Source organism: Coleofasciculus sp. LEGE 07092 (assembly GCF_015207375.1).
GTDB lineage: Bacteria > Cyanobacteriota > Cyanobacteriia > Cyanobacteriales > Coleofasciculaceae > LEGE-07092.
Map to the genome: position 1 here is coordinate 1 of NZ_JADEWY010000042.1, position 21,396 is coordinate 21,396.

17 protein-coding genes and 1 other RNA gene are annotated in these 21,396 nt (G+C 45.9%); 8 read left to right on the plus strand and 10 right to left on the minus strand.

What is annotated here, in order from left to right; translation table 11 throughout:
- From IQ257_RS12415 to IQ257_RS12435, 5 genes are all read right to left on the minus strand, one after another.
- Nucleotides 1-656 (minus strand): Gfo/Idh/MocA family protein (locus IQ257_RS12415; protein WP_193933051.1); only part of this gene is annotated, 656 nt, incomplete at its 3' end.
- A 38-nt stretch (nt 657-694) separates the two neighbouring features.
- Nucleotides 695-1,420 carry a ribonuclease III gene (rnc, locus tag IQ257_RS12420; RefSeq protein WP_193873542.1) on the minus strand — a complete coding sequence of 242 codons (726 nt, stop codon included), beginning with the start codon at nt 1,418-1,420 and terminating at the stop codon, nt 695-697.
- A 77-nt stretch (nt 1,421-1,497) separates the two neighbouring features.
- An RNA gene (gene rnpB / locus IQ257_RS12425) (RNase P RNA component class A) lies at nt 1,498-1,894 on the minus strand.
- A 65-nt stretch (nt 1,895-1,959) separates the two neighbouring features.
- A complete protein-coding gene (locus IQ257_RS12430) occupies nt 1,960-2,964 on the minus strand; it encodes a S1 family peptidase (RefSeq protein WP_193873543.1) in 1,005 nt (334 codons plus the stop codon).
- A gap of 70 nt (nt 2,965-3,034) precedes the next feature.
- The gene (locus IQ257_RS12435; protein ID WP_193873544.1) at nt 3,035-4,405 is read right to left on the minus strand and encodes a PQQ-dependent sugar dehydrogenase; all 1,371 of its coding nucleotides are present in this window, start codon (nt 4,403-4,405) and stop codon (nt 3,035-3,037) included.
- A 189-nt stretch (nt 4,406-4,594) separates the two neighbouring features.
- Here IQ257_RS12435 and IQ257_RS12440 point away from each other — a divergent pair, with 189 nt between their 5' ends.
- From IQ257_RS12440 to IQ257_RS12450, 3 genes are all read left to right on the plus strand, one after another.
- A complete protein-coding gene (locus IQ257_RS12440) occupies nt 4,595-4,738 on the plus strand; it encodes a chlorophyll a/b-binding protein (RefSeq protein ID WP_193873545.1) in 144 nt (47 codons plus the stop codon).
- Between the two features lie 181 nt (nt 4,739-4,919).
- Complete coding sequence (locus IQ257_RS12445; protein WP_193873546.1) at nt 4,920-5,720, plus strand: class I SAM-dependent methyltransferase; 801 nt, start codon at nt 4,920-4,922, stop codon at nt 5,718-5,720.
- A gap of 191 nt (nt 5,721-5,911) precedes the next feature.
- Nucleotides 5,912-6,337: a hypothetical protein gene (locus IQ257_RS12450; protein WP_193873547.1), complete on the plus strand. Its 426-nt coding sequence runs from the start codon at nt 5,912-5,914 to the stop codon at nt 6,335-6,337.
- 89 nt (nt 6,338-6,426) lie between these two features.
- Here the strand turns inward: IQ257_RS12450 and IQ257_RS12455 are convergent, their stop codons facing one another.
- The gene (locus tag IQ257_RS12455; RefSeq protein ID WP_193873548.1) at nt 6,427-6,663 is read right to left on the minus strand and encodes a hypothetical protein; all 237 of its coding nucleotides are present in this window, start codon (nt 6,661-6,663) and stop codon (nt 6,427-6,429) included.
- Between the two features lie 360 nt (nt 6,664-7,023).
- Here IQ257_RS12455 and IQ257_RS12460 point away from each other — a divergent pair, with 360 nt between their 5' ends.
- Nucleotides 7,024-7,836: a carbon-nitrogen hydrolase family protein gene (locus tag IQ257_RS12460; protein ID WP_193873549.1), complete on the plus strand. Its 813-nt coding sequence runs from the start codon at nt 7,024-7,026 to the stop codon at nt 7,834-7,836.
- Between the two features lie 106 nt (nt 7,837-7,942).
- On the opposite strand, the gene IQ257_RS12465 is transcribed toward IQ257_RS12460, so the two are convergent.
- Nucleotides 7,943-8,887, minus strand: a complete 945-nt coding sequence (locus IQ257_RS12465) for a DUF4388 domain-containing protein (protein ID WP_193873550.1) — start codon at nt 8,885-8,887, stop codon at nt 7,943-7,945.
- Nucleotides 8,888-9,423: 536 nt separating this feature from the next.
- Between IQ257_RS12465 and modA the strand changes: the two genes are divergently transcribed.
- Nucleotides 9,424-10,242 (plus strand): molybdate ABC transporter substrate-binding protein, encoded by an 819-nt coding sequence (gene modA, locus IQ257_RS12470; RefSeq protein ID WP_193873551.1) that lies wholly within the window; start codon nt 9,424-9,426, stop codon nt 10,240-10,242.
- Nucleotides 10,243-10,315: 73 nt separating this feature from the next.
- Nucleotides 10,316-12,262, plus strand: a complete 1,947-nt coding sequence (modB, locus tag IQ257_RS12475; RefSeq protein ID WP_193873552.1) for a molybdate ABC transporter permease subunit — start codon at nt 10,316-10,318, stop codon at nt 12,260-12,262.
- A 10-nt stretch (nt 12,263-12,272) separates the two neighbouring features.
- Here the strand turns inward: modB and IQ257_RS12480 are convergent, their stop codons facing one another.
- Entirely contained in the window at nt 12,273-12,515 is a 243-nt protein-coding gene (locus tag IQ257_RS12480) for a hypothetical protein (RefSeq protein ID WP_193873553.1), read from the minus strand.
- Nucleotides 12,516-12,858: 343 nt separating this feature from the next.
- On the opposite strand from IQ257_RS12480, the gene cobT reads away from it, so the two are divergent.
- Complete coding sequence (gene cobT, locus IQ257_RS12485) at nt 12,859-14,001, plus strand: nicotinate mononucleotide-dependent phosphoribosyltransferase CobT (RefSeq protein WP_193873554.1); 1,143 nt, start codon at nt 12,859-12,861, stop codon at nt 13,999-14,001.
- 9 nt (nt 14,002-14,010) lie between these two features.
- On the opposite strand, the gene IQ257_RS12490 is transcribed toward cobT, so the two are convergent.
- Complete coding sequence (locus IQ257_RS12490; RefSeq protein ID WP_228060661.1) at nt 14,011-14,427, minus strand: hypothetical protein; 417 nt, start codon at nt 14,425-14,427, stop codon at nt 14,011-14,013.
- Between the two features lie 392 nt (nt 14,428-14,819).
- On the opposite strand from IQ257_RS12490, the gene IQ257_RS12495 reads away from it, so the two are divergent.
- Nucleotides 14,820-16,013, plus strand: coding sequence for an extracellular solute-binding protein (locus tag IQ257_RS12495; RefSeq protein WP_193873555.1), 1,194 nt, complete (start codon nt 14,820-14,822; stop codon nt 16,011-16,013).
- A 452-nt stretch (nt 16,014-16,465) separates the two neighbouring features.
- Here IQ257_RS12495 and IQ257_RS12500 read toward each other — a convergent pair whose 3' ends face one another.
- Nucleotides 16,466-21,391 (minus strand): eIF2A-related protein, encoded by a 4,926-nt coding sequence (locus IQ257_RS12500; RefSeq protein ID WP_193873556.1) that lies wholly within the window; start codon nt 21,389-21,391, stop codon nt 16,466-16,468.
- Nucleotides 21,392-21,396: the final 5 nt, after the last annotated feature.

Here is a 21,396-nt window from a genome sequence, read left to right on the forward strand (position 1 = left end):
CCTCTGCTCCCCCGCTCCCCAGCTTCTCCTTCCCGGCACAGCCATACCTTACCCGTTGCTTGAACTTCTATCGGTAACAGTCCCAACCAGGTATTGAAAATGGCAATATCATGAATCGCTAAGTCCCATAGAGCATCTACATCTTGACGGACTGGACCTAAATTAGTGCGGGCAGCATAGCCGTAGCGCAACTCTCCCAATCGCCCTGATTGCATCACAGCTTTACCACCCTCAACGGCTGGATGAAACAAATAGGTATGATCAACCATAAGTTGCCGCTGCTGTTGTTGGGCAAAGTGGTAGAGTTGGATGCATTCAGCAACATCTAAGGTCAGGGGTTTTTCGGCTAGGACATGGTATCCCTGCTGTAGGGCATCCCGAATTAGGGAATAATGGGTGGCAGCCGGAGTCGCAACGACGACAGCATCTATATCAGTACGCTCGCGTACTGATCCCCAATCCGTTGCCAAAACAACATCGGTATCCAGACTAAACTGCTCTCGAATTGCTGTTAAGCGTTCTGGGTGCGGATCGATTACTGCCACCAATTGGGCATCGGGGTGTTCCCAGAAATTCCGCACCAGATGCTTACCCCAGCGACCCACTCCCAATACCACAATTCTTACGGGTTTCACATTTGATAAAATTTCATTCATTTCTAACTCAAAACCCTGTATAATTATATGACTAATATTTAATTCTGTAAAATAGAACTATTATCTCTGACTGCCATAAATGCTTCTTTTGCAGCAGCTTGTTCAGCCGCTTTTTTAGAACGCCCTTTGCCTTCACCCAATCGCTGATCGTTAAGCCAGACTTCTGCGGTGAAGCGTTGGCTGTCACCGTGTACAGAACTGGTTTCGGTGAGGCGATAGTCGGGGAGAATTTTGTAGTGACCTTGAGTCCACTCTTGAAGCGCATCTTTATAGTTTTGGCGGGCGGGATCTTGGCGAATTTCTGCTGCCAGTTGTAGTAAGTGAGAGTCCAGCCAAGGACGAATCAGTTCTTGGGTATGGGTACTCAGGTAGAGTGCTCCTAACATGGCTTCAAAGGCGTCTGCCAAGCGCGATCGCTCCCCGGCTTTGTCCGCACCAGCACTGTTAGACACCAGTAAATACCGCTCTAATCCGTAGCTTTTCGCTATCTGGGCAAGAATGCGATCGCTCACCAATACAGAACGAATTGCGGCAAATTCACCGACTGAGGCGTGGGGGTAGGTTTCAAATAATAATTCTGATGCCGCTATGCGTACCGCTGCATCACCGACGAATTCCAACTGCTCGTAATTGGCATCTGAGGAAATGCTGGGGTGGGTTAGCGCCACGTCTAGCAACGACCAATCGACGGGTATAGTGTCGGGCAATCCTAGCTTCTGTACTAATGTTTGGAGTTGTTTGCGTCGTCTGGGTTCAACTGTCATATGGAACACTGAAACTCTCATTTTTCAATTTCTACCCCCTATTCCCTATTCCCCATTCCCCTTCTTTAATGAAAATAGGAGAGAGTCAGACATAAGCCGGGTTCTGTTCTCCTGACGAATCGCCAAGAGGGTAGTTATCTATCTGGGACGCCTGTCACCAGACGCCTCTAGCGGCTCTATTAGACGGAACTGGTAAAAGACCAACCGTAGTTCCTTTGACCTTGCTCACAACCGGGGTTTACCGAGCCAGCACCTCTCGATGCTGCTGGTGCGCTCTTACCGCACCTTTGCACCCTTACCTGTTTGTAGAGACTTTCCATGGCGCGTCTCTACACCATCGGCGGTATGTTTCTGTGGCACTATCCTCACGGTCGCCCGCACTGGGCGTTACCCAGCAAGTTTGGTCTTTCGAGAGCCCGGACTTTCCTCAGATTCAGTCCCTAGGGTGAATCTGCAACCACCTGCGCCAACTCTCTCCTTCTTCCAGTCTAATCGCCGTTAGGGATAATTTTATCTTAGAGATTTAGTGTAGGAGGATGTCACGGTGAATTAGAAATAGCCGGACAAGGTGCCTCGACAACTTGACGCAAATCCTCATCAGGAACTTTTTCCTGTTCCAGCAAAGGCAACCAACTGGAGGTGGGTGTAATCCAAACCTCCATTGTCCCGTCGTCTAAGTACTGTCCCGTCCAAACCAAACCCACGAGTTCTCCCCGTTGATTGAATACCGGACCCCCCGATGAACCGGGACCGACCGAATTGGATTGGTCAGCCGGAAGAGTTGCAATAATGGACATGGCAGCGTACCGTTTATCTACAGGAACGCGAGGATCAGGGTCAACGCGCAGTTGAGGTTGGTCATCCTTGACGATGGCAGTGACGGTAACGGCTGGATAGCGACCACCAACGTGGCTTTGAACCGTTAGGGTTTCCCCTTTTTTTACCGGAACTTTCGACAGGCAAGGCGGTGAAATCTCTATTTTTGCTAAGTCTTGAGGATCGAGTTTGACAATGGCAAGTTCCATACTACGGTTTAGAAAGAGTAGTTCCTCAAACTGAGCTGTGGGCATCGGTGCTTGATTCGGTTCTGAGGGTCGAAATGCTTGCCATGGGGTGAGATTGTAGGGAATGCAGTTATCAGCATCAGTGGGGCTGATCCAGTAGGGAGAGTTCGGGGGTTTGAGAGTGTCGGTATTAGTCTGAGCCAGACAAATCCAGGAATATATCAGAGAATTCGAGCGATCGCCCATTTTATAAGTCAGGAGTTCGTCTGTGGGTTTTAGCTCAATATCTTCTAACAGCAGCAGGGCAGCATAAGTGGCGGCGTGCCAATTGGTGAGAACGATGCCGCGACCTAAATAAACTCCTGATGCTAGGGGGTAGTAGGGTTCGCTTTCTGCGTCTGAACCCAGCAGTAAAACTCCTACAGAGTCTGCCTCAACTACATCAGCTTCGACTTTAGAGGGAATCTGAGCGCGACCCGCCAATACTACCAAGATGCTGCTAGCAGCACCCATCGCTAGAACTAGTAACTTTCGCTTCACCGTTGCCTTTCCTTGAGTAAGGGGTAATAACCAATAATCAAAGCCCATTCCCTACAGCGTCCAGGGAAATTCAGTCGCGATATTGAATGCGGTAGATGCGATTGTTGGCTTCTTCTGTTACCAATAAACTGCCATCTGGTAGCACTAATAAACCAACAGGGCGTCCCCAGGTCGTTGGTCCCAATGGATTAATCAGAAAACCTGTGAGAAAGTCTTCATAATCGCCTTGAGGTCGTCCAGAAGCATCGAAGGGAACAAAGACAATTTTGTAACCTGTACCTCGGTCGCGATTCCAGGAACCGCGAAACGCCACAAAAGCACCGTTACGATACCTGTCAGGAAAAGTTTGCCCCTTATAAAATTGCAGTCCCAAAGCGGCGGAGTGAGATTGGAACAAAACATCAGGCGTCTGAGTTTTAGCAACGAGTTGGGGACGTTTACTTTGACCGTTGTTTGCCTGACGTGGGTCGATGAGATTGGGTGATAGATAAGCGTAGGGCCAGCCGTAAAATTCCCCTTGGCGAAGGCGTGTTAGGTAGTCGGGAACTAAGTCATCCCCAAGTTTATCCCGTTCGTTGACTGTGGTGTAGAGTTCCTCGGTGGTGGGGTGAAAGTCGAGTCCGATGGGGTTGCGCAAACCGTAGGCAAAGGTTTGTGGGTTGGAACCGTCGAGGTTCATCACTTGCACCGATGCCCGTGGTAGCGGTTCTTCGTCTACATTAGAACGGGAACCAATGGAAACGTAAAGTTTTTGACCGTCTGGGGAAACAACAACATTGCGCGTCCAGTGCTGTCGGTAGCCACCACCAGGGAGATCCGCAATTTTTTTACCCGTGCCAGTCAGTTGTTCTTGACCTTGGCGATAGGGAAATCGCAGAACTGCATCGGTATTGCCGAGGAAGAAGTAACTGTCAGTGAATGCCATGCCAAAGGGGATATCTAACCCATTTTCGGCATTGGCAAAGGTTTTTTTGACATCGGCAACCCCATCACCGTTGGTATCGCGGAGTAGGCGAATGCGATTTTGCCGGGTTTCGGTGACAAGAACATCACCTGTGGGAGTGAGTGCCAGCCAACGGGGACTGTCTAACCCATCGGCATAGACATTGACTTGAAACCCTTCAGGTACGTTCAGCGTCGGATTTTTCGGTATCGCTACGACGTTGGGAGATTTAGAAGCGCTATTGGTTGCAAAGGGTGGGGGTAAGTCGGCAAGGGTTATTTTGATAGGTTGGGGCGTTAGGGTTTTTGTGGTTACAAGGTTCTGTGTCGGTATGGCAGCAGACTGCTGGCTGGGACTATCGGCAGGTTCGGTAACGGGTTGAGAGGATTGGCTTTCTGGCGTGGACTGGGAGGTGGCTTGTTCAACGGAGGTGCTGGTGGAACCACAGGCAGTCGCTGTGGTTAGTATTAGCAACAGCAGGAAGTGCCAGGGTTTCATGACTGATCATGGAGTAAAGTTACAACGTATTTCCAGGGTAATCCTTTCTGAGATTGTTACGGGGGTGTTCTGTAGTAGCTGCCCAAGCTTTAATACCAGGTTTTGTCTCCAATAGTTTAAAGAAATGTTGCAGATTTAGAAGAATTAAGTTACGTTTTATTAAAGGGATAGATTTAGGAGACACCGCTCATGCAGGAACAAGAGAACAAGTTCGGATTTACATCCTTTGCTGAAACCTGGAACGGTCGTTTAGCAATGCTGGGCTTTGTCATTGGCTTGGCAACCGAATTACTAACCGGTCAAGGTATTCTCCAACAAATTGGTTTGATGTAATCAGTTACGGCAAAATAACTGGGACTCCACAAATCCTCTTTGTGGGGTTTTTTGTATCCAGCTTGCCTATAACAACGACTTGAAACAGCTTATTTTGTTACACAGACCCAATGAATCTTAAGGATCGATTCGTGTACCCTAGAGATTAAATCTCTTACCGTATCTCCCCAAGAAAAACAAAATGTCAGAGGAAACCCTAGACAAAGAGCGACGCTTCCACGATACTTGGGCGGCTGCGATTGATGTCGATGGTATACGAGTGGCAGACTACTTTGAAGCTTGCACTGCACCAGAAAATCGATTTATTCTCCAACAGATGGGAGATATTCGCGGCAAGTTACTTTTAGACTTAGGCTGTGGTGCCGGTGAAAATAGCGTCTATTTTGCCCAAAAAGGGGCACGTTGCGTGGCGGCTGACTATTCGCCAGGAATGGTAGAGGTAGCACTGAAGTTAGCACAAGGGAATGGTGTCGAGATAGAAGGACGTACTGCTAATGCGATGGCGCTCGATTTTGAGGAGAATACCTTTGATTTTGTCTACGCCTCCAATTTACTCCACCACATCCCAGACCCAAAAATGGCATTGCGGGAAATGCACCGAGTCCTCAAACCAGGGGGAAAAGCCTGTTTTTGGGACCCTTTGAAGCATAATCCTATTATTAATGTCTATCGGCGCATGGCAACAGAAGTCCGCACGGACGACGAGCAACCGTTGGATATTGCTATTGTGAATGACATTAAGGCTCTATTTTCACAAACGGCTTGGGATACCTTTTGGCTAGGAACCCTCTGGATTTTTCTACGCTTCTATTTAATAGAAAAAGTTAACCCTAATCAGGAACGATACTGGAAAAAAATAATTCTCGAACACCAACGGCTGCAGCCAAATTATCAGCGCTTAGAGAAAATTGACCGAGTTTTGAAACAAATTCCGTTAATGAAGCCGTTGGCTTGGAATATGGCGGTTGTTGCAACAAAGTGATTGGGGAGATGGGTAAGACTTCAAATGCTTTTCTCTTCTTCTTTATGAAGATTTTGCGATCGCTAAATTTTGATTGAATGAAGAAAAATCAGGAGCTAGCTTGTTTTGAAAATATTCTGTAAACTCTAGAGCCAAAGGATAGAAGAGAAGGTTAAAATCGAGCTGTTTCTATCAGCGGGAAGCTAGCGTGTATGCCTGAAAGCCTAGAGGAAAGCCTTATCAGTAATAAGTTTGGAACTATATCGATCAAACAGGTTACATTTTTAAGTAATAAAGGTTTATTTAATAAGGGAGCTAAAGAAGAGATTCCCTTAACGCAAATTGTTGCGGTTCGCTTTTATCAGCCAAAATCTTGGGCGACGATTATCACGGGGAGTCTGGGGCTAGTTTTATTTTTTGCTCTCAATATAGTTTTATCGGGCAGTTTCATTGCTAAACTCAGTGGATTGCTCGTTTTAGTCGCTGGTATAGGCATTGCTTATCTGGGTTTTTGCGGTATTCCCACAGTCGCCATCACTAAAACGGGAGGGAGAGTGACAGAGGCGAAGGGATGGCCCCAAGAAAGAAGTGAAGCCAAAGCCTTTGCCCTAATTCTCCGAGAAAAAATTGCTGTTTAAGATCACTGTGTAGGACTAGATTTAGGAACAAAGCCGTGATCGCTCCCCTAAAGTAGAGAGGGGATAAAACACTATTGACTAGACGGCACTTAAGACGCAATCACAACGTTTTGGGTAAATGGGTTGCTGGAAAACCCAGAGCCAAATAACTCACGAGATTCCTGCCTGACTCGACCTTCCATCACTTCTTTCTGCAATTTAATGAAAGCCTGAAAGTCTTCCCAATCGTACTTCATCGATAACAACTGGCGAAGTTGGTTTTCGGCTTCTGTTGTCAGACACCCTGTCATTAGCGCTTGTTGTGCAATTTCCTGGATTCCCATCATCTTCACTATGTCCTCATCCGTTTACTAACAGCAATACCGACTTCCTGCTTTTTAAGCACATAATAACTCAAAGACGCAACTCCTTAACTTTTGTTTCAGCTTGCTGGATTTGCGGGCAGAGCATCAGTATACTAGTTACATATGTTTACAAAATTTGGCTAGTCAATTTTTTGCCGCTATTGTTTTTTCCAAATGAAGGTTAACCCGGAATAACGACGGATGTATCTGCCTTGAGATAGAGCTAAATGGTTCAGGGAATGTACCCGGTTGACTCGGTAAAAAGGTAGCAGTTAGCGGCTTTGCTTGGTATAGTAAGTTTCCAATACCCAAGCCAGAAAATTATCCGTTCTGCGTCTGCCCATGAAATCTTATCTTGCTGCTGCTATTCAAATGACCAGCTTGCCCGACCTTCAAAAAAACCTGGTTGCGGCTGAAGAACTTATCGAACTAGCAGTGCGTCGCGGTGCCGAACTCGTTACCTTACCTGAAAACTTCTCATTCCTCGGTAAAGAGGAAGAAAAAATTTCTCAGGCAGATGCAATTGCTCTGGAGAGCGAAAAATTCCTCAAAACGATGGCACAGCGCTTTCAAGTGACCCTTTTAGGGGGAGGCTTTCCTGTACCTGTCAGTAGTAACAAAGTCTATAACACAGCTCTGCTCATCGATCCCAGCGGTACTGAACTCGCTCGTTACCAGAAAGCTCATCTCTTTGATGTCAATCTACCTGATGGCAACACCTATCAAGAATCTAGCACGGTGATGTCTGGCACCTTGTTCCCGCCGGTCTACCCATCGGAAAAACTGGGGAGTTTGGGGCTTTCCGTCTGCTACGACGTTCGCTTCCCAGAACTTTACCGCCACTTAGCTTACAAGGGAGCTGATATTTTGTTGATCCCCGCTGCCTTCACTGCCTATACGGGCAAAGATCACTGGCAAGTCCTTTTGCAAGCTAGAGCTATTGAGAATACTTGCTATGTAATTGCCCCCGCACAAACGGGGCATCACTATGCAATGCGCCAAAGCCATGGTCATGCAATGATTGTTGATCCGTGGGGTTCCATCTTAGCTGATGCTGGAGATAAGCCTGGAATAGCGATCGCTGAAATCAATCCCGTTCGTCTTGAGCAAGTCCGTCGCCAAATGCCCTCTTTAGAACATCGGGTGTTTGTTTGAACCAGGAAAAGCTTCTGGACATTGGCATTTTGTGAGCGATGACTGAAGGTGATCAGCAAGAGTGTACTTTGAACCCACTCGAATACTCAAAGCATCACGACACAAATTAGCAGCGTACTATATCGATCGAAGGCTCAATCGGCATGACTCCTTCTTGAGTATGACGTTCTGAAGCATAACCCCAACGGATTGGAATGTGATCGTTTCCTTTACTGTGCAAAAAATTTACTAAGTTTTGTAACAATGAAGGGGTAATGGTTTCGTGTTCCAATTCTTCAGTTAACTGGACAGGTAGGGGTTCGATTTCTTGGGTTGGCAGAATACCCGTCAGTAAAGGAACCTCTTCAACTAAATTCAATGTGATCAGCCTGAATGCAATTTGCTGTACCTCTTCAACGGTGAGTTTCAGTTCCTTGGAAATTGCAGACAGAGAAAGTGTACCTTGAGCGTTGTCCCACACCTTCTTTTCTAGATAATTCAGTTGATAGGGAGGGGAACTAGCCGCGATACCAACCAAACCCCCATTCGGATCAGGTAACTTATCAGCTAGGGTGTCCCATTTTTTGAGCATTCGCAACCCAATCAAAATTGCTTCCGTCGCCGATACGGTCAAACCCGTCATTTCTCGCGTTGGTATGGGCGCGTTTTGGATAAACTTGAACTGACCGTCTTTGAGTTCAAATAAGGTACTGACTCGCTCCAATACCTGCATCTGAAACAGTTGTTTGAGTTGTTCGGCGGATAAAATAGCCTTGCGTCTCAACGATAAACCTAGGGGTTTATCCGTGGGACATAACTGAACGAGTTTAGCAACGACGCGCTTGCTAACCCCCATCTGCTGAGACATCAGCGTTGCTAACCCCTGATGGTCTAACTGATTTGCGGCTGCCACGATGCGTCCCTGATGGACCCAGATGTAATGAATATCGCTCGGTGTTGTGGGATCATCTGGCAAAGAACCAAGCGTTAGCAAGCCGGTTTTCCGCCCTTTTTCAATAAATTGCAGAATTTCTGGTACAGAAAAGTCTGTTAGGCAACTGGTAATTGACATGGCTCTTTAATTGAAAACTGAAAACTAACCGAGAAACTGACGGGAGAATCCCATTTAGATGCAAATCTGTAGTGCGGAGACGTTCCCCGCTTGCCATAGTTCCGGGAGCAAGATGCTCTCACCACCAGTGGCAGCGTTGGGATACACCCGTAAACTAAATGACTTACTAAAGGCATAGTAAGCTTTTTTTTAGAGTTTGCAAGCCTTGAGTTACAGGGCTTTTCAATTCTTCATCAGAGTTTGAAACGTACTCGTTATTTTGTTATCATTTATACAAAATGATGTTAAGTTTTCAATAACATAAGGGCTATATATAGAGAATGAACCTCCCTAAACTAGCCTCAAATGGATTGAAGTAGACTGAGCAAAGACTCACAATTATGTAAATAATATTGAAGCTATGTTAACCCAATTCAAATTTATAGGAATTTTAATCGAAAAAACGATAATAAAGCTAATTCTTATTTATTTTATAAATGAGTATTGATTAACATAAAAAAGAAGAGGAGGGTAGAGCAATTTACAACTAAAAACCCATGAGTAAAAGACGTGTCTTCACCGTCATGGCTTGGATGGTTGCGATAGTTCTAATAGTAGTCGGCTGTAGTCAAGTCACAACCAATCAGCCCTCTGCAACATCACCCCCCCAAGCACAACCTCAAGAACTGACAGTATCAGCGGCTGCCAGTCTGCAAGATGCCATGAAAGCCGCAGGAGAAGCTTACACAAAAGAAAACCCAAACACCACCCTTAATTACAACTTTGGTAGTTCCGGTACGTTGCAGCAACAAATTGAACAGGGAGCGCCTGTTGATATCTTCATTTCGGCAGCAGAAAAACAGATGAATGCTTTAGAAGAAAAAGATCTGCTGCTAGATAGTACTCGCAAAAACCTCTTAAAAAACCAAGTGGTCTTGATTGTACCTAACAATGGGAATGCACCTGATATTTCTGACTTTAAGGACTTAGCGGGTAGCCAAATACAACGATTCTCTATCGGAGAACCTGAAAGCGTTCCCGCCGGACAATATAGCAAGGAAGTATTGACATCGCTTAAGATTTACAACCAACTTCAAACCAAAACTGTCTTCGCTAAAGATGTACGTCAAGTCCTCTCTTATGTAGAGACGGGTAACGTTGATGCAGCCATTGTCTACGCCACTGATGCCAAAGTCTCTGATAAAGTAAAGGTAGTCACGACTGCACTAGCAGACACTCATAAACCGATTATCTATCCCATAGCAGTCATTAAAGATAGTAAAAATCCAGAAACGGCTAAGGAATTTGTGGAGTTTCTATCAAGCAACGAAACTCAAGCAGTTTTTGAAGAGTACGGCTTTAGTATGGCTCAGTAAACTCACTTCCCTTTTGTTATTTTTTAATTTTGCACTGGAGCGAAGCGATCGCAACCCGTCAAGCGTAGCTAACATGGAAATGGATTTATCTCCCCTATGGATCTCCCTCAAAACAGCTTTAGTCGCCACAATCTTCGCCTTTTTCACAGGAATGATGGCAGCTTGGTGGATGCATAGCTATCAAGGCAAAGGTAGAGGGTTTATTGACGGCATTTTTACCCTTCCTCTCGTACTTCCGCCAACGGTGACAGGTTTTCTATTGCTGCTGCTTTTGGGTAGAAATAGTCCTGTGGGACAAGTGTTGAGGCAGTTTGGCATCAACTTTGTTTTCACTTGGTCAGCCGCCGTAATTGCATCGAGTGTGGTTGCCTTTCCTTTAATGTATAAAACGACGCTGGGAGCCTTTGAACAAGTTGAAACTAATTTGCTTAATAGCGCTCGCACCTTGGGGGTTCCTGAGTGGAAAATTTTTGGGTTAGTCCTCCTACCTCTAGCAGGCTCGGGAGTTGTAGCTGGGACGATTCTATCGTTTGCCAGAGCATTAGGTGAATTTGGTGCCACATTAATGGTAGCTGGCAGCATTCCTGGCAAAACACAAACCATACCGATCGCTATTTTTTTTGAGGCAGAAGCCGGAAGAATAGGTCAAGCTTTAAACTGGGTGCTGATTATGGTAGCGATTTCCCTAGCTGTGATTACTGCTATTAACTATTGGTCTAGCACCCAAAGTCTGAAAAATACAGTTCCCCCAAAAGCCAGCACGTTTACTAAAAAACTGTTAAATTTCTTGATTCTGGGTCAGTTTCAGGATGTGGAATTCTCGGACGGGAATGCATCAGGCAAAACCAGGTCGGTAGGGGCGGACTCACCCCTCTCTGAGTGGAACAATAAAATTGGTAAATCTGCCCTTACAAAAGGTGACACCCATGAAACCAAACGGAATCGAAAGCAAAATGTAGAACTTTTAGTTAATCTGCAAAAAAACTTTCCTAGCTTTAAACTCGAAACCACCTTTAGTGCAGATGGAAACCCTTTGGGACTCTTAGGCGCTTCCGGTTCTGGCAAAAGTATGACTCTACGTTGCATTGCTGGTTTGGAAACTCCGACTGAGGGACGCATCATTTTAAACGGACGAGTTTTATTTGATTCGCAACGGGGTATTAATGTTCCTAGTCGCAAACGCCGAATTGGTTTGGTTTTTCAAAATTACGCCCTTTTTCCCCACCTAACTATCGCTCAAAATATTGCTTTTGGTCTGCAAAATTTACCCAAAGTAAAACGTATACAGCGAGTTTCAAAATACCTCAATCTGATGCAGTTGAAAGGAATGGAAGACCGCTACCCTCACCAAATTTCAGGCGGACAGCAACAACGGGTAGCATTAGCCAGAGCTTTAGCAATTGAGCCAGAAGCCTTACTCTTAGATGAACCCCTTTCAGCATTAGATACTTATTTACGAAGTCAGATCGAACAACTGCTGATTGAGGTTCTTTCGAGGTATAAAGGAGTCACACTTTTTATCACCCACAAACTAGAGGAAGCCTATCGAATTTGTCATAATCTTTTGATTCTTTCGGACGGAAAAATTATCGCCGATGGATCGAAAGAAGAAATCTTTGAGCGTCCTCCCACCTTCAAAGCCGCACAGGTTACAGAATGCAAAAACTTTTCCCATGTCCAGACTGTTGATTCCCAACACATCGAGGCGCTGGACTGGGGGTGTATCCTCCACATTGTCGAACCTATCCCAGACTTATTAACTTATGTGGGAATTCGCGCCCATCACCTCACGTTTTCAAATAATCCGAATCAAAAGAACACCTTTCCTTGCTGGTTAGTAAAGACGAGTGAAACCCAGCACCGAGTAACTTTGTATATCAGGCTGAACAGTCCTCCAGACGGTTCTCGTAAATACCATCTGCAAGCTGAAGTGTATAAAGAAAAGTGGGCTAACCTAAAAGACCGACCTTTTCCGTGGTATATCCGTTTAGATCCGCTACGGCTGATTTTAATGGAGTAGAAACGCTATATTATAAATCGGAATCAATCAAAGCTTTAATAACTCCGACTTTAGCTTGAGAAACCTTAGATCCAGAGATAGGGTTAGTCGAGGCGATAAAATACTCTCCCGTAGGCAGATAGTGTAGAGCCAGTTCTGGGTGAGTGATAATCTCCCAATCCTTATAGATTTCACTCTTCTCTTCCTCATGCTGAGGACGATGGCTTTCGTAACACCAGCCAGCGGCAAGTAACTTTTCTAGTAGAGATGACATAGGGGAAATCTTCTAGTTCTTACAAAAAAAATCAGCGACTTGTTAAATAAGTCTGCCACGGGTAGATTCTCCCTGAACAGTAACTCAACCCTAGAAACTGCTCCTCTACCCTAACATCAATACAGCAAGGAAGGCTACTATTTTAAAGCTGTATATTGAAGGGATTGATGGGCTGCAATTGGGCGATCAGATGAATTATGAATGGTGCATTAGTGACGATGACGATATAAACGCCCCAGTTTAAGGACGGATAGGTTGTCTAAGATGGGTTGAAGAAATTTTAACAGTAAAACCCTTTATCTCGAGCGATAAACTGTAGATTAATTTTATATTTGGTAATTCTGTGATCCGAATCTATACCCAGCTCAAACAGGGACATCAATGGTTGCAACAGTATCAGGGGCGTCCGCCCGTGTTCGCCTGCATTTTAGGATTTACGGCTGCGGGTTTGATTCCCGGTATTTCTGCTGCTGGTGCCACACCCGCCGATCGCAAGTATACTGCGATCGCAGATGCCGAATTTTTAATCAACGGACCGACTCCCCATCCTCGGTATCCCCTGCCGCCTTTAGACATTGGGGCATCTCCTGTACTCATTTCTCGCGCTGTCATCGAAGCGTGCAACCTGCCTGTATATCTTTTCAACGCCGGTTTACCTCAACCCCCAGCCGTACCTGCTATTGACTTGGGTGGTGTTCCTGCTAATTGCCTGACTTCTGGAAATGCCCTGCCCCTCGACACCGTAAAACACCTGTTTGAACAAGGGGTAAAGTGGGGGCAAAAACTTGCAGCTATTGCGGCTGATGGCTATTTAATTATTGGAGAATGTGTGGTGGGAGGAACCACAACGGCTTTGAGTATCCTAACAGGGTTAGGCATTGCCGCTGCGGGTAAGGTCAATAGCAGTCACCCAACCTGCAATCATGCCCAAAAGTGGGAAATTGTGCAGGTTGGGTTGCAACGTGCCCGACTGGAGCATGGTTATGCTATTGATCCCTTCCAATTAGTGGCAGCGGTAGGAGATCCCATGCAAATCGCTGCCGCCGGACTGGTGATGGGGGCAAGTCGTAGCAGTGGGGTTCTGTTAGCTGGTGGTACGCAAATGCTGGCAGTTTACGCTTTAGCAGAAGCGTTAGCACAGCCTAGAGTGTTGGGCGATAGGTTTAAGTTAAAAGGCATTGAGCCTGATTCGTTCCTATGGCAACCCACCCGAGTCGTTGTAGGAACAACCCGATGGGTGGCAGAAGACTCCACCGGTGACACGATTGGATTAGCACAAGCTATTGGCGGCGTGCCTCTTTTAGCAACCGAGTTGAGTTTTGCGACATCCCAATACCCTCAACTGCGAGCTTACGAGCAAGGCTATGTTAAGGAAGGGGTTGGTGCTGGGGGATGTGCGATCGCTTGCCATCTCTCCAAAGGCTGGAACTCTATGGAATTACTTCAAAGGATTGAAGCTTTGGTCGAGCGATACAACCGATGTTAGTGAGATAAGTTAGGAGTGGATTCTGCGAACGAGTAACTGTTCTTCTAGAGCCGCAATGCGATTGTAGGCGGCTGTCAGTTGAGCGGTTAGGCGTTGCACTTGAACGTCAGCAGACAGAACATTATCACTGTTTTGATGGGAATTTATGCTCTCACTGTTGCTGTCAATTAAAATATCTTTATGTTCCATCACAGAGTCGAGAAGACTGGGGCTGTGGTAGGTATACGGTCTCTCATTTACCCCTAACGAGGATGGGTTAGAGCCTGATGGTGGTATTTGGCGAATTGCCAACACACATTCTGACACTTGGTGACTGAGCTGATCGATGATTTGATATAGCGAATCAACTTTATGACTTAGACCGACGATTTGCTGTTGAGCTGTATCCATGCGACTGCCAATTTCCATAACTTGGTTCTCTCTCATGCTAGTTAATGTAAGCCAAAAAGCCTCTTGAGTGCTGATTCATTTAATTATTTGAGACAATTGGGCAATTCAAGCATTTGCTCATTTTTTTCTAGGGTCAATTGTGAAAATTTCAGCGATCGCTCATTCAAAATTTAAGGTTAATTTAGTCGTGTATTCACTAGCTTTCGAGCCTTTTCAGACTTTTTTACCAATGCAGGCTGCCGTTATCAATCTCACTTTTAGCGACAGAGGAATATGGACAGAATGTATCGTTTTTTGCAGCAAAATAAGTTTTAGTAACCTCCAGCTCTGTCAAAGGCTAGGATAGGTCTGGTCAGAAATCAAGCAGACTATCAGTAAACGACACCGCCCATGTTACACATAGACGAGGTATCCAGCAGATTAGAGAGATGAAACGACGCTCCTTTCTCGTGGGTGCTAGTGCCCTGACTCTAGGGCAGTTGGCATCTGGATGTAATAGCAGGCAGCAGCAGTCTTTGAACGTGCGACTGCTGAAAGATTCAATCCCAGCTCAACTACTGGGTGAATTTCGCAAGGCGCTCACACAACCCATCGCGCTCAACTTCGAGCCAGAAACACAGTTAGTGGATGTGTACAAGCGCCTGGAAATCTGGAAGCGGCAAGCAAAGACAAAGGATACTAAACCGCGTTTGTCAATTCCGTTCATTACTCCCAAAACTCCAGCGATCGCAAACTTGGTAACATTAGGGGATTATTGGTTAGACGCCGCCATCGAGCAGGAACTGATTCAACCCCTAGAGCTTTCAAAATTACCCCAATGGCAGCAGCTACCCCCTCGTTGGCAGTTACTGGTGCAACGCAACCGCAAAGGTAAACTTGACAAATCTGGACTAATCTGGGGCGCACCTTACCGCTGGGGCAGTACTGTTATTGCCTATCGCCGCGATAAGTTCAAGGCGCTGGGTTGGACACCGACACAGTGGAGTGATTTGTGGCGTCCCGAGTTACGCGATCGCATTTCTTTACTGGATCATCCGCGAGAAGTAATCGGTCTGACGTTGAAAAAACTGGGCTTTTCTTACAACACCCCTAATTTAAGTGAGGTGCCAAACCTTGAAGCGGAACTGTTAGCACTGCACCAACAAGCTAAGTTTTACAGTTCTAAGCACTATTTAGAGCCTCTGATTTTGGGAGATACCTGGCTAGCCGTGGGTTGGTCTACTGATATCCTGGCACTGCGAGGACGCGATCGGCAAGTTGAAGCAGTACTTCCCCAACCGGGAACGGCTCTTTGGGCAGATGTATGGGTACAACCCACCGCTAGAACCCAGCAAGCTAGTACTGGAGAAACCGCAGATTCCCTCTCTCCAACCCAGCAGTGGGTTAATTTTTGCTGGCAACAGCAATCCGCCATTGAAATTTCTCTGTTGAGCGATGCCGCTTCGCCTCTACTCTTCACCCTTAATCCCCAAGAAATACCCCCAGAAATCCGCAAAAATCCCTTACTTCTGCCTGATTTGTCTGTTCTCAATGACAGTGAATTTCTCTATCCTCTGCCGAAGGAAGCCGTTGAACAGTATGAGGAATTGTGGCAAGCCATTCGCCCTATTAAAGTGACTTAGGAAAGGATAAACATAAAAACTAACTGCACCATACCTGTACTCAGCTTGGTGTAGGGTTTTATTAGCCTTGCACCCTGTTGAATCTGAACGTTATCCTGGGTCATACTACCTTGTCCCTGAACTTTCACGATCAGGTGAACCAGGACCTGGAGGTAATCCAAGTTTTCCTTGTCCTGCATACTCTCTAGAGAAGGCAGAATGGTTGCTGTTGTTTCTTATGGTTTGCCCGTTACAGGCTAAGACAGCAGGTGTATTGAGGATAAGGATTCCAAGAATGAGCAATAATCTAGACATCGGTTTTTCTCCTAGTGTAGGAACCTACTAGCACTATACACAAACTTACACCTAATTCCTTACCTCTCCAGGGCTATTTATAATAAACTTACAATATTAACACATAAATCAAGTATTGGGACAAGGAATTATAAAGACACTCGTTTAGACAACCCAGTTCAAGGCTGACTGGGGCAGAGATTTGTTTCTTGAGAATGAATTTTGAGGTATTCACTCAGCCAGTCACAACCCCGACTTAGCAGTTCATCCAACTCTTCAATTTCCCATAACTGCACTATCCCATCTGCCCCGACAGTGGCTAAATGCTGACCATCTGGGCTAAAACTGGTGTTGTAGGCTGCATCCCGTTCACGGTCAAATTGAGCGATTTGTTGCCCTGACAAATTCCACAATCGAACTGTACCATCTGCTCCAGCCGTAGCAAGGCGTTGCCCATCGGGGCTGAAATTAACGTTAAAGACTTTGCCTTGATGCCCCTCAAGTTGACGAATTTCCTTTCCTGACAGGTTCCAAAGTCGGGCTATACCATCTTCTCCAGCAGTAGCAAGGCGTTGCCCATCGGGGCTGAAGGTTACGCTGTAGACCTTGCCGTGATGGGCGTCAAATTGAGTGAGAGACTGTCCTGACAGGTTCCATAGTCGGGCTGTACCATCTTCTCCAGCAGTAGCCAGACGCTGACCATCTGGACTGAAATTGACATTGTAAACTTTACCTTGATGACCTTTATATTCAGCAATTTCCTGCCCTGACAGGTTCCAGAGGCGGACTGTACCATCTGCTCCAGCAGTAGCCAGACGTTGACCATCTGGGCTGAAAGTGACGCTGTAGACTATGCCTTGATGGGCGTCAAATTGAGTGATGAACTGCCCGGAGCGAGTCCAAAGTTTGACTGTACCGTCATCGGCTGCTGTAGCGAGGTACTGCCCATCTGGGCTAAAACTGATACTCTCAATGTTTTTCTGCTCTGTCTTCCATTCTCTTAGCTGCTGCCCAGAGCGATTCCAAAGACGGACAGTATTGTCTTGAAAGCTAGCTGTGACTAAATGCTGACCATCTGGGCTGAAACTCACCACACTCCAATCGCTAGATTTGTGAGCATTCCATTCAACGGGTTGCTCTTTTGAGAGCTGCCAGAGGCGAGTTGTGCCATCCTCCCCGGCTGTAGCCAGGTATTGCCCATCCGGACTAAAACTCGCACTATAAACCCAGCCTTGATGTCCTTTAAATTGAATGGGCTGCTCTAACAACCTCCAGAATTTGACCGTGCGCTCTGTACCTTCTGGAATAGGGCTATAGGACAAATTCCAGAGTTGGACTGTACCATCTATTCCGGCTGTCACCAGACTCTGCCCATCCGGGCTAAAACTGACACTTGTAAGTATCGGTTGCTTGGTGTTAAATCCACCGACCTGCTGCCCTGATAGGTTCCAGAGTAAAACAATACCATCCGCTCCTACTGTTGCCAAGCGCTGCCCATCGGGACTAAAACTGACACTAAAAACTGCACCCTGATGACCTTGCATTTGAGCAATCTGCTGCCCAGATAGGTTCCAGAGTCGAACGATGCCATCTTCGCCGGTAGTTGCTAGTCGTTGCCCATCTGGACTAAAACTTACATCCCAGAGTAGATCCTGACTTTCTTTTCCATCCCATTGGCGCAGTTGCTGCCCGGATAGGTTCCAGAGTCGAACTGTACCGTCCTTTCCCACCGTTGCTAGGAGTTGTCCATCTGACTTAAAATCCACATTGGTTACTGCGGCTTGATGATTGAGTTGAGCCAGTTGCCGCCCTGATAAGTCCCACAGTCGCGCTGTACTATCCTCTCCTGCCGTAACTAAATATTGCCCTGTTGGACTAAACTTAACGCTAAAAATTTCTCCCTGATTTCCCTGCCATTCTTTCAATAACTGTCCTGAAAGGCTCCAGATCCGCACCCTGCCATCCTTCCCGACAGTAACCAAACGCTCTGTATCTGGGCTAAAACTCACATCATTCACTGTATCGCCTTTAACGCTAAGTCGGTTCTTTTCATGAATATTGTCCAGAATTGTTTGTAGTGCTAATACGGGACTGGTTATTAAAGACTGGGTGAACTGGGTGAACAGGGGATTTTTGCCAATAAATTGATTTAAGGTTTGTCCACTCTCCATTGCCGAAAGTAGTGCTTCTATTTCTTTAGACTCAAACTGTTGTAAAGTTTTGACCCCTGCCAACTCTATCTGTGTGCCTTTTCTAGCTGTTTTGAGTGTTGTACCTACCCAGGTTAATGACCCAGCTACGAGAGTAACTGCTAGCAAAGAACACAGAGTTAGTACCAGACGACCTCTCCGAATCGTTTTCTGAATTTTCTGTTGACTTCTCTTTTGAGCCTGTGCAATCTCTACTTGTGCCTGATTGAGCTGGGCTTCAGTCCGCTGCCGTTGTGCCTTTTCCTGTTTCAGTTCGGCGATGACTTCTGCTAATCTCTGATTCTCTTCTTCAGCTTCTTGGAGTTTTTGGCTTAATTTTGTTTTTCGCTTTTGGCGAATAAAGGTGACTAGATAATCGTGGACCAATTGATAGCGAGCGGCGGGAACTTCGGGAAGCAGCACCACTAAACCGGAAGCGACAAAAATTTCTAATACTAAATCTAGCTTTTCAGCTTCTTTGGCTAGCTCGGCTGAAATTTGAGCATAAGTTTTAAGGGGGCGGTTTTCCTTTTCATCGGTAAGGAAGTATAAAACAGATTCAGCAACGTCTTGATTCTCGGAGCCACAGTCTTTAACTACAGTTTCTAAAAATTGCTCAACTAGTTTTTGTTTACCATAGTCCTGATACTTCTCTAATGTCGTGATAGTTTCCGTTTGGAGCTGCTCGCCCACAATTTGCAATTCAATGGGACGCACCTCTCCGAGTTCTCCCGCTAAATCTTGTACCAGTTGCTGAATCAGCTCGGTTTCCCAGAATAAATGAGAACGTTCTGTGAGGCTGTTAATAACTAATTCAGTATCTTTGGGTGAGAGATTCCCTAAGTAGTAGCGGTTTTCTCTATTTAGAATATCAAAGTTGATTATGGAATGCTTGGTTAAGCGTTCATACTCTAACAGATAATGCAGATAATCTTCACGCAAAGCCAAGATAACTTTCACATAGGGAATGCTGAGGCAGTCGTCTAAAAAACGAAAAAATGCTCGTCTGGCTAATGGCTCATGGTTGACAAAGAAAAACTCTTCAAATTGATCGAAAATAAGAATAGTTAGCAGATGACGGTTTTCGTTGTTTCGCAATTGCTCTAAAATGGTGCTGGCAGCGATCGCACAACTGTCACAACTGTCAAATGACCCATGGCTCAAAAATTGCCGTTCAGGACTCTCCAGCGCCTTCGCTAACTTCTTAGCCAACTCCTTTTCCCAATTGGTATAAACTCTAATCACAATGGGTAAGGGATCGCGTGTATCAATAGTGTGGTAGTTAAGCGCTGGGACTAATCCTGCCGTTAAGATTGAACTTTTGCCAACACCTGAAAGACCATGAATCACGGTCAATTTGCAGTCATTCCGCGTGATTCTCTCCATTAGGCGATTGACATCAAACTGCCGTCCGGAAACCGCAATTTCTGGTGCAATGATCTCATCAGGGTGTAGGCTCTTTGTCTTGATCCCCAGTGTTGTTTTTGCCTGTCGCTTAGGTTGTAAGCGTCCTGCACCGATAAAGGCGCGGAAACCATAGAGAGATTCAATGGCGCGTTGCTCTTGCTTGTTCCCAAATGCTTCTAAATAATCACCTTGGTGAAAGTAGAGCGATCGCAAGGTTCTCAGAATGTCAATGTAGAGCTGTGGATTGTCCTGAGGATTGCTTCCTTTTTTGGCTTGTTCTAGGGTGTCAATTGCCTGTTGCATTTGACCTAACTGCTGTTGCGATCGCGCCAAGAGTAATTCATACAATCCCCGTTGCTGTTGCTCCGCCTCTGGCAGTGTATTGATAATCACCAGAGCTTGATTCGCCCACTCATTTGCCTGTTTGTAATTGTGGGATTCCTCTAGGGCAACTTCTGCTAGAAAGCCGTAATCCTGAGCCAATTGCACCGGAGTTCCACAATCTTGATGTAGTTTCAGAGCTTTTTGGGCAAGGGTTTGCAGTTCATCCCAAGCTTTTAATCGTCGTAGAACTGCCCCTAGGGGATTAATAAATTTAGCGACTAAATCGCAACGTCCTACTACTTCAAAATCATTAATCCCTTCCTGGAATTCCTGTTTAGCGTCCTGCCAATAATCTTGATTGTCGTTGCGTTCGAGTTCAGCACAACGTAACCAACACAGTCCTAGATGGTATCGTAAGACGCCGCAGTATTCTAGATTACGGTTTTGCTGCCAAAACCCTAAACTTTTCTGATAATAAGTAACAGCAGTATCAATATGGTCACTGGCATATTCATCTCGACCCCATACAAAAGACACACCTGCTTCAATCTCTGGTTCTAAGTGGATCTGGCGACGGTTTAAATCTCTGACAGCGGCAGTCAGTTCATCACGATACCTCGCGCCCAGAATGGCAAAGTTGGGCAGAAACTCACTAGAGCCAGTGTCTAAAATGGCAGCAAAGAATCCCTGTGCTTCTTGTTGCAGTTGCAACTGTATTTGTTGGCTGCTCACCATAAACTCAATGGGGATACCCGTCCAACTGTTGAAATCGGGGGCTATTTTAACCAGCTTACGCAGCACTTGATCGTTCACCCAAAGCACAATCGGGAAGGAAAAGCGTTTCCGAAACTCATCCCTGACTTGATTCGTGGCACTTAGTAAATCATCAAGTTCCGTTACTGCCTCTAAACCCAAAACCATTAATGCAGGTGGCTGTTCATCCCCCAGTTCTTCTTTGAGTGCTGTATAAAGAGTTCTGGCTGACTCCGGCAGAGCGAACTCTCGAATCTCAAAAGGACAGAGTTGTTGAAGTCGTTGCCCAATGGTTTCTTGACAACAGCCATAATTGCAGCGAGCCAAGATTAAGCAGAACCGTCCCCGCGAAAGCTTGATTGCTCGAGCTAAGGTATTCAGGGAGCGCTCGTTTTCGGCATCAGTATCTGTGAGTAAATCGGGATCGCTCATCCTCT